A 15,967-nucleotide genomic window follows, 5' to 3' on the forward strand; every position below is an offset into this window, starting at 1 on the left:
GAGGGAAAAATGAAAGAAGCTATTGAACTATTAAAAAAAAATAATTTGCTAAGAGTTATCGATGATGAATTAGATATATATTTAGAAATTCCACATATTGCTTATATTGAAGTGAAAAAAGAGGATTCTAAAGCTTTACTATTTACAAATGTTGTAGATAAAAAAAATAATAAAAAATTTGACATACCAGTTTTGATGAATGTTTTTTGTAATGAAAAAGCTGTAAGACTTTTTATTGGAGATGGGGATAAAATTGGAGCTGAAATTGAAGGGCTTTTAAAAATGAAGCCACCAACAACTTTTAGCGAAAAGTTATCTACTTTTGGAAAATTATTTGCTCTAAAAAATACTATTCCTAAAAAATTAAAAGGAAAAGGTGAGTGTCAACAAGTTATAAAATTAGGAAGTGATGCAAAACTTTCTGATTTACCAATTCTTACAACTTGGGAACAAGACGGAGGTCCTTTTATTACAATGGGGCAAGTGTACACGACTTCTTTAAATGGAGAATTAAAAAACCTTGGAATGTATAGACTTCAAGTTTATGATGACCAAACTTTAGGAATGCATTGGCAAATTCATAAAGACTCAAATCATTTCTTCCATGAGTATAAAAAAGCTGGTAAAAAAATGCCAGTATCAATTGGAATAGGAGGTGATCCTATGTATATTTGGTGTGGGCAAGCTCCGCTTCCAATAGGAATTTTTGAACTTATGCTTTATGGTTTTGTAAAAAACAAAAATGCCCAACTTGTAAAATCAATTACGAATGATATTTATGTTCCAAAAGATAATGATTTTATTATCGAAGGTTTTGTTGATCCTTCAAAAATGAGAATTGAAGGACCATTTGGAGACCATACTGGATATTACACACTTGAAGAAGAGTATCCATTTATGGAAGTTTCGGCAATTACAAGTAAGAAAAATCCTACATATTTAGCGACCGTTGTTGGTAAACCGCCACTTGAAGATAAATATATGGGTCATGCAACAGAAAGAATTTTTTTACCATTATTAAAAACAACAGCTCCTGATTTAATAGATTATTACATGCCTGAAAATGGAGTTTTCCACAATCTAATTGTTGCAAAAATTAAAACACTTTATCCTGGACATGCAAGTCAAATGATGCATGCATTTTGGGGAGTAGGGCAAATGAGTTTTGTTAAACATGCAATTTTTGTAAATGAAGATGCACCTGAACTAACTTCACATGAAGAGATTTCAAAATATATTTTAAATAGAATAAATATTGAAGATATGTTAGTTTCAAAAGGTGTAGTTGATGCCCTTGACCATTCATCTCCAAAGTTTGCAGTTGGTGGCAAACTAGGACTTGATTGTACTGGTGATGAAGTTGCTGAACTTGGAATTACACTTTTAGAAGATGATGAATTACTTCAAAAAATGCAAAATATTTCAAATGAAGTAAAAGCTTTAAAACAATATTTCAAAGATACAAAAAATCCAATTTGCGTAATTAGTGTAGAAAAAATTAGAAATCAAAAATATCTTTTTGAAGAGTTAAAACCGTTATTTGAGCATATTAAAATTTTAATAATCGTAGATAGTGCTAAAAATGATGTAACTAATCCTTATATGTTAGTTTGGAGAGTTTGTAATAATATCGATTCAAATAGAGATTTATTTATTGATGGTCATACTATGTGTTTAGATGCAACTGATAAAAATGCTCATGATAATTTTAAACGAAGATGGCCTGATGATGTTGATTGTACAAAAGAGGTTATTGAGTCATTAAGAGAGAGAAAGATTATTGATATAAGTGATGAGTTTATAAAAAAATTCTATTTATAAAAAGGTAAAGAGAGATTTTCTCTTTACTAAATAATTGGTCTATTTAATCTCATAAAATATAAAGATGGTAATGCTAAACCAAAACTAATAGCTCCCAAAATAGAAACTGCTTTTAATCCATTATTAATAAAAATATCTATTAATTCAGTTGTAACTCCATGACTATTCATATCAACTAAACTAATCATCGCTGCAAATGCATAAGTTCCAGGAATCATGGGAATAATTGAAGCAACAGTATAAACAGGTCTTGGTATTAGATATTTTCTTGACCATCTAAGAGCAACAATTCCTATAAAAGTTGAAGCTAAAAAAGTTGATATTTCAATTCCTAAACCTAAGTGTAAAAACATTGTTCTTGCTATATAAGTAATTGCTCCACCAAATGCACAATAAACCAAAGTATGTTTTGGTACATTAAAAACCATGGCAAAACCAACAGCTGCAACACTTGCAAATATAGATTCAATGAGCATTTTTACTATTATTTCTGTCATTTTACCAACCTTTCATATTTAAAATAGCCATAGCAATGATTATTCCAATTGAAGTTGCAATTGTAAGTAGTACTCCATCCATCCAACGTCCCCAACCCATCATCAAATAACCTTTTAAAGAGTCTAGAAATGAGTTAACAAAGGCAAATCCAGGAGCAAGCAATAAAACACTTGATGCTAGTGCTATATTAGGAGTTGCACTAACTCCACTTATTTGGGAAAGACTTGCAATCATAGTTGCTACAAAGGCTGTAACTCCAAAAGTAATAATTAGAACAAATTTTCTTTTTGCTAATTCTTGTCTTACAAACATCGCTGTACTTGAAGCCAAAAATGTTATAAAAAAAGCACTTGTATCACTACCTTGTAAATATGCAAATGAAGCACAAGCACATCCTACCATAAAAACTACGAGCCATCTATTATAATATTTAGGTTTGAAATTTTTCAAAATTTCATCAAGATATTCTACATCATGTTCATATTTTTCTATATCAATTATAATTTTTTGAATTTCACAAACTATTGACATATTTATTGGTTTATGATGAACTCTTCTTGTTGTTGTAACTGATTGATTATTATGTAAAGTTGTTAATACGATGGCTGAAGGAATTAATGAAATTTCAACAGAATCAACTCCCAAAGCTTTACCTAATCTTTGAGCTCCTTGTTCTATCAAAATAGATTCTGCTCCAAATTCGCTCATTAAAACAGCAGCTTTTATGATACCTCTTGTGATAATTGTTTGTTCTTGATAACTTAAGTTGTTCATTTTCTCTTTGATGTTTATAAATTTGTTATTATTATAGCTAATTCATATGTCAAAATTGTGATAATTTAAAAGAGTTTATTGGATATAATCTATACGATAAAGGAAAGATATTGAAAGAACTAACAACATACTATACAAATAAAAATATACTTTTTAAAGAGATTAAACAAATTTTTCCAAAAGAATTAGATTCAAGAAAAAAAATAGATATTTATAGTGCAACTACTATTGATTCTAAATTTTATGCTATTTTTATAGTAGATTCAAAAAGTAGATTTATAAGAAAAAATGCTGATGATTTGATGGAATTATGTGAGAAATTAGCAACTTTTTTAGGACATAACTTTAAGAAAAGAGAATTGTTGATTTCAAGTCCTCTTTGCTCAAAAGCAAAAGAGTATTTAAAACAAAATGATTGGAGTGTTAGAGTTGATTTTATGTGATATTGGAAATACAACTTATCATTTTTTAATACGTGATAAACACAAAAAATATTTTTTAGATGAAAAAGTTCCAAAGTTTGATGATGAAATTTATTTTGTATCTGTAAATGAAAAAGCTACAAAAAGGTTACTTAAAAAAAATCCTCACGCTAAAAATATAAATAAATTCTTGAAATTTTCTACAGCATATCAAGGTTTAGGAATAGATAGAGCAGTAGCTTGTAGCTTTCAAGATAACTGTGTGATAGTTGATGCAGGAAGTGCAATAACAGTTGATGTTATGGAAAATGGACAACATCAAGGTGGATTTATTCTTTTAGGTTTAAGAAGATTTATGAAAAGTTATCCAAAAATTTCAAAAAAATTAAAGTTTGATTTTGAAAAAAATATAAATTTAGATAAAATACCGCTTCGCACGTTTGATGCTATACAATATGCTATGCTAAAATCTATCATTTTACCTATCAAAGAAGTAAGTTTAAATAAAAATATAATATTTACTGGTGGTGATGGAGAGCTTTTAAGTAAATATTTTGAAAATAGTACATATAAAAAAGATTTAATATTTGAGAATATGAAAAGGATAATTGATGCTAACAATTGCATTGCCTAAGGGAAGAATTGCTGAGGAGACTCTTGATAAATTTGAAAAAGCTTTTGGTGAAAAGTTTGTTTTTGAAGATAGAAAATTAATACTAAAAAAAAGTGGATTTACTTTTTTAAATGTAAGAAATCAAGATGTACCAACTTATGTAATGCACGGAGCTGCTGATTTAGGAGTTGTTGGACTTGATGTTTTAGAAGAAAAAGAGTATGACCTAATCAAACTTTTGGATTTAGAACTAGGAAAGTGTAAAGTTGCATTTGGACTTAGACGTGGTGAAAAACTAAATTTTGACAAAAGTAAAATCACAATTGCTACAAAACATGAAAAAATTGCTAAAAAATATTTTGAACAAAAAGCAATGGCAGTTGAGATTATCAAACTTTATGGTTCTATTGAACTTGCACCTTTAGTTGGACTTTGTGATTGTATTGTTGATATTGTTGAAACAGGTGAAACAATGAAACAAAATGGTCTTGAAGTAGGACCAACTATCATGGAGAGTAGTGCACATTTAATTGCAAATAAAAACTCATTTTATGCTAAAAAAGATTTAATCTTAGATTTAAAAGAAAAAATAGAAGTACACTTATAATGGGATTAGATTTATACGCTAAGATAGAACCTTTTTTAGATTTCGAAGAAGAGGTTTATACTTTACACAAAGAGTTTTTACGATTTGTTATGACTAATGATTTAGACAATATTATTGATATTGGTTGTGGTCAAGGATATTTCTTAGAGAATTTAAAAGTAAATAAAAAGAAATATTTTGGAATTGATTTAAGTGTGGAGCAAATCAAAGTTTGCCAAGCAAAAGGTTTAAATGCACAAGCAATTGCTTTAAAAGATGTAAAAGAAAAATTTGATTGTGCAACAGCGATATTTGATGTTTTAAATTATATTCCAAAAGAAGAATTAAAAACTTTTCTAAAAGAAATTTATTTTGTCTTAAATAAAGAGGCATATTTTATTTTTGACGTTAATTCATATTTTGGTTTTGATGAGATAGCACAAGGTTGTATCACAATTGATGTTGAAGATAAATTTATTGCAATTGATGCAAACTTTGAAGATGAAAAACTTCAAACAGATATAACTTTATTTGAAAAGCACGAAAATGGTCTATTTTCAAAAGAACAAGATTCAATAATTCAAGAGTATCACTCAAAAGAGTTTTTAACAAAAGTTCTAGAAGAAACTGGATTTGAACTAATTGAAATAAAAGAGTTTAACCTTCATACTGATGAAATAGCAGATAAATTGATATTTATTTGTAAAAAATAGAGCTTTCAATTTTGAAGAGTTTTAAGTAGAAGCTCTTCATCATATGGATGTGTAATATAAATTTTATATAACTTATATTTTTCATTTTCTTTCTTAAATAGATATAAATTTGAAGAGTGAGATATCTCAATTTTACTCTCTTGAATAGCTAAATTAAAATCTTGTTTTAGTTTATTTAATTGTTGATAATCATTATAAATTCCATGAAATCTTGAATCAATACTTTTTATGTAATGTTCAGGTAAATTTGAAGGTAGTTTGGGATCTATATTAACAAAATAAAATGGTAGATTAATCTTTTTTTCATCAATTTTTTTATAAAGTTTTTGTATTTCGTTTAGAGATGGTATGCAAATGGTTGTACATCCAACATATCCAAAATAGACTAAAACATATTTAGCTTTTTCTTCTTTTAAAAACCAAGGTTCTTGAGGTGAATTTTTAATTGTTAATTCACTTAATGATTTATTCATCCAAGTTGCTGCAAATGGAAATAAAAAAAAGATGACAATAATAGTAAATAATATTATTGGTCCTAGAAAACGTTTAATCATAAAATATTATTTTTCATTATCAAATTTATGATAAATTTCTTTTACATCTTCAATGTTTGAAATAAATAAATCTATAAGAGTAGGATCAAAATGTTTTCCTTTTTGTTCTATTAGAAAAGATAATGCTTCCTTAAAACTCCAAGCTTTTTTATATGGACGTTTTGAAGTAAGTGCATCAAATACATCTGCAATTGCAGTGATTCGTCCAAATATATGAATTTCTTCACCTTTTAAAGCCTTTGGATAACCACTACCATCGAATTTTTCATGATGCGTAAGTGAGATAATAGCTCCTGCTTCTAAAAAAGGATTTTTAGTTCCCTTTAAAATCTCATATCCAATTATTGGATGAGTTTTCATGTGTTCAAACTCTTTTTCATCAAGTTTTCCTGGTTTTAAAAGTACATCATCTCTTATTCCAATTTTTCCTAAATCATGTAGAGGTGATGCATGAAATATTTTTTCTTGTTTTTCTTTATCTAATCCATAATGTTTTGCTAAAAGTTTAGAATAGTGTGCAACTCTTGAAATATGACTTGCTGTTTCTGGGTCTTTATATTCAGCAGTTTTTGATAATACTAAAAGAGTTTCATATTCTCTTGAAATTAATGTTTCAGTTGCTTTTTTCACTTCATTTTGTAATTCATCGTTAAATTGATTAAGAATTTTTTGTGATTTTTTAAGAGTAATCAAATTTTTAATTCTCAATTGAAATTCACTAATATGTAAAGGTTTTGTTAAAAAATCATTTACACCTGCTTTTAAAGCTTGTAGTTTTAGATTTTCATTATCTCCTGCACCAGTTATAACTATACTTAAAATTTCAGGTTGTAAGATACGCGCACGTTCGATAAGTTCAGCTCCATTCATCTCAGGCATCATAAAGTCTGTAATCATAATATCAACAGGATTACTGATTATATGAGTTAATGCATCTATTGGATTTAAAAAAGATTGAAGAATTATCTCTTTCCCCATTGCTTTTGAAAGTTCTTCTATTAGCATAATGTTCATTGGTTCATCATCGACTGAAATTATATAAATATTATTCATCATTTTTTCCTATTACTTGCCAATTCCCGAACCGTTTTAAAACATTTTCTAACTCAGTTGGATTAATTGGTTTACTTAAATAATCATCCATTCCCATAGAGATAAAATAATTCTTATCTCCTTCAGCTGCATTAGCTGTTAATGCTACAATAGGTAAAGTATCATCAAATGCTTCTCTAAGTTTTTTAGTTGCTTCAATTCCATTCATTTCAGGCATATTTATATCCATAAGTACAAGATCATAATTATTTAATAGTGCCATTTCAACTGCTTCATTACCATTTTCAGCAATATCATATTTTATTCCATAACCTTTTAAAATTTCTCCAATTAACATTTGATTGATACTATAATCTTCAGCAACTAAAATATATAAATCAAATATAGGTTTATCTTTTTTACCTTTTTCTTCAATCATTCCATGTACAACGTTAAGTTTTCTTAAGCAATTATATAAAGTTGAAGTAGAATGATCGTAATTTTCTATAAAATTAACAGTTGCTGTATATTCATTTTTATCAGAGTTTACTCCTAATAAAATAACTTTAGGTTTATGTGGTATATTAAGCCAATTATCTAAATATTTTATTTCATTTGCTAAAATTACTTTTTCATTATTAGAATTTAACATTGAAGCTATTTCTTCAGAATTTATTGATGTATAAGAAAGATGGAGTTGTTTCAATTGATTTGCCAATATTGGGTAAGTCTCTAATACTTCTTTTGAAACAATTATCTCATTTTTAGTATACAGTGATGAAATTGGTGAAGAAATATTGCATTTTGATACATCTAATTCAAATTCAAAAGTACTTCCTTTCCCAACTGTACTATTTACTTGAATATTTCCTCCCATTAAACGTACATAAGAAGCACTAATTTTAAGTCCAAGACCAGTTCCACCAAAACGTCTAGTTGTTGAACTATCTACTTGAGTAAAAGCTTCAAAAATAATTTGTTGACGTTCTTTTGGTATTCCAAGACCAGTATCTGAAACACTAAACTTAAGGTGTTGTGTATTTTCATATGTTGCCATATTGGTTATTGTAATTGATACTGTTCCTCCTGATGAGGTAAATTTTATAGCATTTGAAACTAAATTTGTTAAAACTTGTTTAAGTTTCAGTAAATCAATTACAATACACTCATATATAGAAGGATCAATATCGATATTAAAATTAATCTCTTTTTTATTAGCTATTGGAATAAAAATTGTTAGAGCACTTTCAAACTCTACAAATGGATTAACAGAAATAAGGTCTAATTCTACTTTTTCACTCTCTATTTTTGAAAAGTCAAGTATTTGATTAACAATTTGTAAAAGAGTTTGCGTTGAAGATTCAATAATACTGATATATCGTTTTTGTTCTTCATTTAAATTTGTTTGTTGAATTAAATGTGTAAATCCTATAATTCCATTCATTGGAGTTCTTATTTCATGTGACATATTTGCTAAAAACTCACTCTTTATTTGTTCAGCTGAAATAGCTTTAGATTGACTTTTTTGTGCTTCTATTTGAAGAGTTTTCATATTTAAAAATTGATTTTTTGATAAGATGATTATGTAGCTCAATACTAATGCTTCTGATGCAACAAAAACTCCATGCAAAATTACATATTCAATTCCACAACCATAAGAAAAGACCATAATTGGATTACCATCAATTGTAAAATTTAATTGTTGTAAATAATTGAACATAAAATGATGAATTATTATTACTAAGCTAGCTAATAGCATAGGACGTAAATCTTTATATATTGTTAAAATTGCAAGTCCAATAAAAACATGAAAGTGCATTTCTATTCGACCTAAATGCTGTTGAATGAAAATAGCAGAAAAAAACATTAAAGCAGTTGCAATAATTAATCTAAAATACAAAGAACCTGCAAGTGTAATATAAGCAAGTCCAGTAATTGTTAAGATTATACCACTACAAATAATTCCTAAAGAGTATGTTTCATAAAATTGTGAAGTGATAAATATAGCAACAAATGCATGTGCAAGAATTATCCACATCATTACTTTATCTGCAACTAAATATTCTGGTGTTAAATCATATTTGGGTTCATTTTTTAATGAATCAAAAAATTTTCTTATTGTCATTTGTTTTCTCTATAATCTTTAATATTATTTAATAGTTGCTCAATTTTTTTAATATTTTCTAAAGTATTTTCTATATTATTTTCTTCAAGTTCAGACTCAATTAAAGCTGCAATTACTGAAATTTCCTGAAATCTTAATGTTGAAGCAGAACCTTTTATATTATGAACAAGTATTTTAGACTCTTCTATTTTGTTATCTTTTATCAAATCTCTCATTTTTATTAAACTATCTTCTGAACTTGTTATAAACTTATCAACTAAATTAATGATAACTTCATCTGGTAGTTTTAAGTCTTCTTTGATTTTTGAAAATAAATTAATATTTTTTGATTTATTTTCTTCTTCCAAATTTTTATGACTTGATACTATATTTTTATCACTAATATTATTTTTTATATTTGAATCATTAAGTAAAAGAGAAATATCTGTAAGAGTAAAAAGATAATAGTAAGTTTTTTCATAAGGTACTTTTTGTACTTTAATCCAAAAAGTTTTTAAATCTCCATTTTTATCTTTTATTAAGGCTTTATTGATTTTATTAGGAGTATTTATTGCATCTTGTATCCATTTATCACTTTTTATATTTTCTAAATAACCTTCTTTAGAGATAAATAATTCTGAGATATAATGGTGTTGTAAATTAAACTCTTGTAAATTATCAAAAGGAAAAATATTAAAGAATTTTTGACTAATTTGTTCAAATTTATCATCTTTTTTAATTATTAAAATTTCATTGATATGATTAAAAAGATTGTTGATTCTATTTTTTTCATATTTGAAAATATTCTTTTTGACAATAAAATCAGTAACATCTTCTCTTAATGCGATAAATTCAATTATTTCATTCTTTTCATTTAAAATAGGAGCAATTGTTGATTGAACATAATAATCTTTTCCATCTTTTGAACGATTTTTTATTACACCTTGCCAGATTTTTTTTGCTAAGATAGTTTTCCACATTTGTCTAAAAAAAGGAATTGTTGAATCATTATGTCGAATAATATTATGTGATTTCCCAATTAATTCTTCTTTTGAATAACCACTAATTTTACAAAATTGATTATTAACATAAGTTATTATTCCTTTTGGGTCAGTTTTTGAAACAATAACAGATTGATCCATAATAGTTTTATATTGTTCAAAAATCTTTTTATTTTCATCATTTCGTTTTTGTAAATGACGATAAATACTAATACCACCTAAAATTAGCAAGGCTAAACTTAAAAATGAAAAGATTTGTGTACGAATAAGTTGATTTATTCCATTTGTTTCTTCTTGTGAAATTAAATAACCTTCAATTTCATTATTAATATTTTTTACAGGCAAAAAAGAATAAATGGTACTTGTTGAAAATCCATTAATAGTCATTAAAGAAAATGATTTATCACTTTGTAGTTTATAACTTAAAGAAGGTCCTAGTTCTTTTAAATCAATATCAGAAAAATTATTTTTATCAAACTCTTTATTTATATAATAGCCATCAATCAAAGAATCAAAATATTGTTCTTTTTTTGAATCTTCATTTAACATTTTATCAATAATTGTTTTTTTTGTAATAAATAGATAATTTTCATTTAATTGAAAGTCTAATTTTTTAAGTAACTGTGATAATGAAGTTGAAATTTCTACTGAACCAACATAACTATTTTCATAAAATATTGGATAAATATATCTATATTTTTGCACTGATGTTCCTGTTTCTAGTCCAGAGATAGATTTCTTTTCCTTGATAATTTTAGAAATTGAAACTCTATCTTTTATCAAAGAGTCATCATATTTATAAGTTTTTTGAAAACGTAAAAAACTATTTCCTTTAGTATCTTGAAAATGAAAATAATCAAAACCTTTTGATTTTAAATATTCATATTTTTTAGTAAAAAGTTCTTCTAATTCTTTTCTGTACTTTTCTCTATTGTTAGGGTCAGTTTTAACTTTGTTCATTAATTCTTTTGTTTGCGGATTGTTTATTATATTTTCAATTAATAAATCACTAACATTTTTTCTAAAAGATAAAAAAGAGTTAAAGTGTCTTTCTAACTCTTCATTTTTACTGTTTAAATAGTTAGATTTTGCAAATGTAAAATCAATATATATAAGAGTTGCAAAAAATGTAATACTTGTTATAAAAATCCAAATCTGTTTGCTTGTAAAGTTCATTGATAAGTTCTTTTCTAAAATTATTTCTATAGATAAAAGGCATTTTATATCAATAATTCTTATATGTATTTAAAATAGGACAAATCTTGTTTTAAATTGATGTGATAATGTTTCTTTTAACCTATCTCAACTCTATTTCTACCTGCATTTTTAGCTTTATATAAAGCGGAATCGACTCTTTTAAATAAAGTATCTTTATCCTCATTTTTTTGGAATTGTGTAACACCAATAGAACAAGTTATATGTTTAACTTCATCAAATTTGTGTTTTTCAATTGTTGCTCTTAATTTTTGTGCAACCAAAAAAGCTTGTTCAACATTTGTTTGTGGAAGCATAAGTATAAACTCTTCTCCGCCCCAACGAGCAACAATATCTGTATCTCTTGAACAAATTGTCAATATTTTACTAACTTCTTGTAAAATATTATCTCCAACTAAATGACCATAATAATCATTTACATTTTTAAAGTAATCAATATCCACAAGTAATAGTGACAAATATTCTTCTTTATATCTATTTGCTTTTGAAATTTCATACTCTAAAAAAGTATTAAATTTTCTTCTATTATAAAGTTTTGTTAAAAAATCAAATGAAGCTTTTTCTTCTAACATTGAAGCTTTTGAAAGTAATTCTTCATTCATTTTAGAAATTCTATTACCTTCTTCTTTTATAAAATCTATCCATTTATTATAAATTATTCTCAATAACTCTTTTTGAGTTAAAATACCTGTTATCTCTTCTTCCTCATTTGTAACAACAATTCTTTTAAAATGTTTATCTCTAATAAAATCAATTGCTTCTGCAATTGTAGAATTTTCACTTAATGTATAAACAGGTTTACTCATATATAAATTTATAGGTTTATGTAAATTAGAGTTTTTATGAATCAAATTTATAAAATCTTTAGTAGTAAAAATTCCAATAGGTTTATGGTCATCATCAATTATGATAATAGAATCACTATTATTATCTTTCATCATTTTTATTGCTTGAATTGTTGATGTATTCTCATAGGTTGTTGTTGCTTTATATTGTAAAATCAAAGTTGCAATAGTCTGTTTTTTCATCAAAATTTTAGGGTCGATATTATTTATAATATCAGTGTATGATAGTATTCCAATTAACTCATCATTTTCAACTATAACCATATATTTATCAGTTGTTTCAACTTCATTTAAAACATTTAAAATATTTAAATCTTTTTTTAAAATTTTTGCTTTTGTAAGTTTTAAGTCTTTTAATAAAATTTTTTCATCAATATTATCTAGTTTATAATTTATTAAATCAGAAATAGTAAGTAAATAAAAGTTTTTATGGTTAACAGGAGTATTTTCAATAACAACTATATTTCTAAGATTTGAAGAAGCCATTTTATTTATGGCTTCTTTGAGAGGTTTTGTTATTTCTATTGATAAAATAGATTTAACAGCAATTTCTTCAATAGTTGGCATCATAGCTGCAACTTTTAGATTAAACCAACTGCATCTCTAATAATTTCCATTTTAGCAGATGCAATTTTTTTAGCTTTACTTGCTCCAAAATCTAGTATTTCTCTAACTTCTTTTTTATTATTTAAGTAATATTCTCTTTTTTCTTCATAAGGTGCAAAATATTCATTTATTTTTTCAAGTAATGTCATTTTAAAATGTCCATAACCTTCCCCAGGTGTTGCATATCTTTGTCTTAAACTTGCTAATTCATCTTCATTCATAAACAGTTTAGATAAAGCGTAAATATTGCAGTTTTCCCACTCTTTTGGTTCATCAAGTTCTTTTGAGTCAGTTACTATTCCCATAACTTGTTTTTTTCTTTGTTTTGGTGTAGTAAACATATCAATTGTGTTGTTGTATGATTTAGACATTTTAGCTCCATCAGTTCCAGGAACTGTTGCAACAATTTCATCAACTCTAGCTTCAGGTAAGATAAAAATCTCTTTTCCATAAGCGTGATTAAATGAAGTTGCAATATCTCTTGTCATTTCAACGTGTTGAATTTGATCTTTCCCAACTGGTACAATATTTGAATCAAATAGTAAAATATCAGCAGCCATTAAAACTGGATATGAAAATAGTCCATGATTTGCTTGAATCCCTCGCGCTGTTTTATCTTTATATGAGTGAGCTCGTTCTAATAATCCCATTGAAGTATGATTTGAAAGTATCCAATATAGTTCTAAAACCTCTTTTACATCGTGTTGAATCCAGAATGTTGATTTTTCTGGATCCATTCCTAAAGCTAAAAAGTTAATAGCTGCTTCATAAGAGTTTTTCTCTAAAGCCTCTTTTTCTTTTACCGATGTTAAAGCATGGTATGATGCTAAAAATGCAAAAAGTTCACCTTCATTTTGTGACTCTATCATCTTTTTTATCATACCAAAGTAGTTCCCTATATGTATTGTTCCTGATGGTTGAATACCTGATAAAATTCTCAAATCATAATCCTTCTTTTTTTGCAAAAATTATATCTAAAGTATCTAAAATCAAGTGTTAAATTTGTATTATTTATACTTTTTATAGATAACAAAAGTGACTAAAACTAAACAAAATAGTTCAAAAATAAACATTTTGTCAAAACCAAAATTTGAAACAATTATTCCTGCGATTACAGCAGAAATTATTCTAGTAAATGAAAAAATACTTGATTGAACTGAATAATCAATAGCACGTGATTCTTTTCTTGAATAATCCATAATCATAGAAAAAATTATAGCTGATGATAAAGCAATAGCTAAAGCTATAAAAGTAACACTTATGATTAGATAATAAAATGTTAGATTGTATTGTTCAATAAAAATCAAAAGGCTTGTACTAAAAATATTAAAAAACATAAAAATAATAAGTAGATTTTTTTTTGAAAACTTCTTCCCAATATAGTTACTTAAAGCTCCTCCTAAAATAGCTATGAAACTTCCATAAATTCCAACCCAAATAGCTACATCATCTGGTTTTACACCTTTGTGAATCAAATATGGTTTCATAAATACCCAAAGAGCACTTATTGAGACAAAATAGAAACTTAAAATAAAAATCCAAATACCAATATCTTTTTGTTTGAAAAAAGTGATTATATTTTTTGAAGAGATTCTTTCTACATATATTATTTCATCATTTTCTTCTATAAAATACAAAGCAACTAGTGAAAAAAGAACCAAAAGAGCCATTAAAATAAAAGTTAAGTTCCAACCAAGATGATTAAAAACAAGTAAAAAGATTCCTCCACCCAATAGTGATGCCATACTATAAGCACTTATTTTATAACTTCCTGCACTTAAACTTTGCTCTTTTGTGAAAATTTTTATAGCCAAAGCATTAAGTGGAATATCCATAAAAGTTGAAATAAATGCAGTTATCAAAATAGCTATAAAAACAGGATAAATACTATTTTCTAAAGATAAAAAACTAATTATAGTTAGAAGTAAAATATATAATATTCCTATATAAAATGTCCATTTTTTATAGTGTTTTTTTTCAAATACTATTTTATCTATTGGTGGAGACATTAAAAACTTAAATATCATTGGTAAACCTGCTAATTGAAAAATTCCAATTAATGATGCATCAAAACCTTTTATTTGCAAAATCATAGGAAGTCCCATGACAAAAAAAATCATAGGAGTTAAAATTGCTGTAAATAAAATTGAAAATAGAATATTTTTTTTAGTTAGTTGATTCATAATTTACTTCTTACAAATATGGATTTGACTTGGTGTCATAGGTGTTTTATGTGTTGTGTATGAATTTATTGATTTAAACCCAACTTCTTCAAATATATCAGATAATTCCATAGGTTTTAAGATATTTTTACCTTGTAAATTTAAAGATAAAAAGTAAAAAAAGCTATTTTCATCAAGACTATTTTTTGTATCAATTTCAACATGACAACTTACTAATATACCGTTTGGATTTAAAGCATCATAAATCTTTTTTATTACCTTTTTTTTATCTTTAAAAAAATAGAAAATATTACTACACCAAATTAAATCATAGTTTTTCCCAATATCACTTTTTTTAATATCTCCACTTAAAACAAAAACTCTATTTTGCAAGTTGTACTCATTTATATGCTCTTTTACTATGTTTGTAACCTCTTCATAATCAAATAAAGTCGTTTTTATGTTTGGATGATTTTTTGTAATTTCTAAACCAATAACTCCAGAGGCACAACCAAGATCTAGCATTTTATTTAAGCTAGAAAACTCTTTTAGATTTTTTATAATATCAACTGCCATTGGAGCGATTAGATTTTTTTGTTCTTGTTTTAAAAACTTTTTTGAAGCATTTGCCCAAAGTTTTCCAGTTTTCATATCTTCTAACTCTTTTTTTTCTCCAAACATTGATTTCATCATTTTTTTACCATTTTCAGCTAGCTGTTTTCTATGTAAAAAAACATCACCACAATATGAAGAAGTTCCATAAATAAACGATTCTTTAGCAAATTTTGTATTGAGATATTTATCTTGATTTATTTCCAAAAGTTCCATAAAAACTAAACTATCTAATAATATTTTTGTTTTATGTTCGTTTATGTTTATTTTTGAAGAGATTATAAAAATCGTATTTATATTCTCTTCTATTAATTTAAAGATTTTTAACTCTAAAGCTAGTTCTAAAATTTCGGTTTTTTGTTGAGCTAAGAGTAGTGATAAATAGTTGTTTATATTTTGCATTTTTAAC

Annotated in this window: 15 protein-coding genes; 5 read left to right on the forward strand and 10 right to left on the reverse strand. The window is 26.0% G+C overall.

Features of this window, described 5'->3' with window-relative positions:
• The first annotated feature begins 9 nt into the window (after nt 1-9).
• Nucleotides 10-1,821 (forward strand): menaquinone biosynthesis decarboxylase, encoded by a 1,812-nt coding sequence (locus ABLL_RS02340; protein WP_014473175.1) that lies wholly within the window; start codon nt 10-12, stop codon nt 1,819-1,821.
• A 26-nt stretch (nt 1,822-1,847) separates the two neighbouring features.
• Here ABLL_RS02340 and ABLL_RS02345 read toward each other — a convergent pair whose 3' ends face one another.
• Complete coding sequence (locus ABLL_RS02345) at nt 1,848-2,318, reverse strand: threonine/serine exporter family protein (protein WP_014473176.1); 471 nt, start codon at nt 2,316-2,318, stop codon at nt 1,848-1,850.
• Between the two features lies 1 nt (nt 2,319).
• Nucleotides 2,320-3,093 (reverse strand): threonine/serine exporter family protein, encoded by a 774-nt coding sequence (locus ABLL_RS02350; RefSeq protein WP_014473177.1) that lies wholly within the window; start codon nt 3,091-3,093, stop codon nt 2,320-2,322.
• 110 nt (nt 3,094-3,203) lie between these two features.
• Here ABLL_RS02350 and ABLL_RS02355 point away from each other — a divergent pair, with 110 nt between their 5' ends.
• The 4 genes from ABLL_RS02355 to ABLL_RS02370 are packed head-to-tail and all read left to right on the forward strand — an operon-like array spanning nt 3,204 to nt 5,427.
• Nucleotides 3,204-3,536, forward strand: a complete 333-nt coding sequence (locus tag ABLL_RS02355) for a hypothetical protein (protein ID WP_014473178.1) — start codon at nt 3,204-3,206, stop codon at nt 3,534-3,536.
• Nucleotides 3,505-4,149, forward strand: a complete 645-nt coding sequence (locus ABLL_RS02360) for a type III pantothenate kinase (RefSeq protein WP_050989841.1) — start codon at nt 3,505-3,507, stop codon at nt 4,147-4,149. Before ABLL_RS02355 ends, ABLL_RS02360 begins: the two co-directional genes overlap by 32 nt.
• The gene (gene hisG, locus ABLL_RS02365) at nt 4,127-4,735 is read left to right on the forward strand and encodes an ATP phosphoribosyltransferase (RefSeq protein WP_014473180.1); all 609 of its coding nucleotides are present in this window, start codon (nt 4,127-4,129) and stop codon (nt 4,733-4,735) included. The genes ABLL_RS02360 and hisG overlap by 23 nt, the downstream gene beginning before the upstream one ends.
• Nucleotides 4,735-5,427, forward strand: coding sequence for a class I SAM-dependent methyltransferase (locus tag ABLL_RS02370; protein WP_014473181.1), 693 nt, complete (start codon nt 4,735-4,737; stop codon nt 5,425-5,427). The genes hisG and ABLL_RS02370 overlap by 1 nt, the downstream gene beginning before the upstream one ends.
• 5 nt (nt 5,428-5,432) lie before the next feature.
• Here ABLL_RS02370 and ABLL_RS14610 read toward each other — a convergent pair whose 3' ends face one another.
• From ABLL_RS14610 to ABLL_RS02410, 8 genes are all read right to left on the reverse strand, one after another.
• On the reverse strand, nt 5,433-5,981 hold the full coding sequence (locus tag ABLL_RS14610; protein WP_050989842.1) for an SCO family protein: 549 nt from the start codon (nt 5,979-5,981) through the stop codon (nt 5,433-5,435).
• A gap of 6 nt (nt 5,982-5,987) precedes the next feature.
• A complete protein-coding gene (locus tag ABLL_RS02380; RefSeq protein ID WP_014473183.1) occupies nt 5,988-7,034 on the reverse strand; it encodes an HD domain-containing phosphohydrolase in 1,047 nt (348 codons plus the stop codon).
• Nucleotides 7,027-9,138, reverse strand: a complete 2,112-nt coding sequence (locus ABLL_RS02385) for an ATP-binding protein (RefSeq protein WP_014473184.1) — start codon at nt 9,136-9,138, stop codon at nt 7,027-7,029. The genes ABLL_RS02380 and ABLL_RS02385 overlap by 8 nt, the downstream gene beginning before the upstream one ends.
• Complete coding sequence (locus ABLL_RS14615; RefSeq protein ID WP_014473185.1) at nt 9,135-11,294, reverse strand: PAS domain S-box protein; 2,160 nt, start codon at nt 11,292-11,294, stop codon at nt 9,135-9,137. The genes ABLL_RS02385 and ABLL_RS14615 overlap by 4 nt, the downstream gene beginning before the upstream one ends.
• A gap of 116 nt (nt 11,295-11,410) precedes the next feature.
• Nucleotides 11,411-12,748: a diguanylate cyclase gene (locus ABLL_RS14620; RefSeq protein ID WP_014473186.1), complete on the reverse strand. Its 1,338-nt coding sequence runs from the start codon at nt 12,746-12,748 to the stop codon at nt 11,411-11,413.
• A gap of 11 nt (nt 12,749-12,759) precedes the next feature.
• Entirely contained in the window at nt 12,760-13,725 is a 966-nt protein-coding gene (trpS, locus tag ABLL_RS02400) for a tryptophan--tRNA ligase (protein WP_014473187.1), read from the reverse strand.
• A gap of 66 nt (nt 13,726-13,791) precedes the next feature.
• Complete coding sequence (locus tag ABLL_RS02405; RefSeq protein WP_014473188.1) at nt 13,792-14,967, reverse strand: MFS transporter; 1,176 nt, start codon at nt 14,965-14,967, stop codon at nt 13,792-13,794.
• 3 nt (nt 14,968-14,970) lie between these two features.
• Nucleotides 14,971-15,960: a class I SAM-dependent methyltransferase gene (locus ABLL_RS02410; protein WP_014473189.1), complete on the reverse strand. Its 990-nt coding sequence runs from the start codon at nt 15,958-15,960 to the stop codon at nt 14,971-14,973.
• Between the last annotated feature and the right edge of the window lie 7 nt (nt 15,961-15,967).

This window comes from Arcobacter sp. L (assembly GCF_000284235.1).
In the GTDB taxonomy this organism is placed as follows: domain Bacteria; phylum Campylobacterota; class Campylobacteria; order Campylobacterales; family Arcobacteraceae; genus Aliarcobacter; species Aliarcobacter defluvii.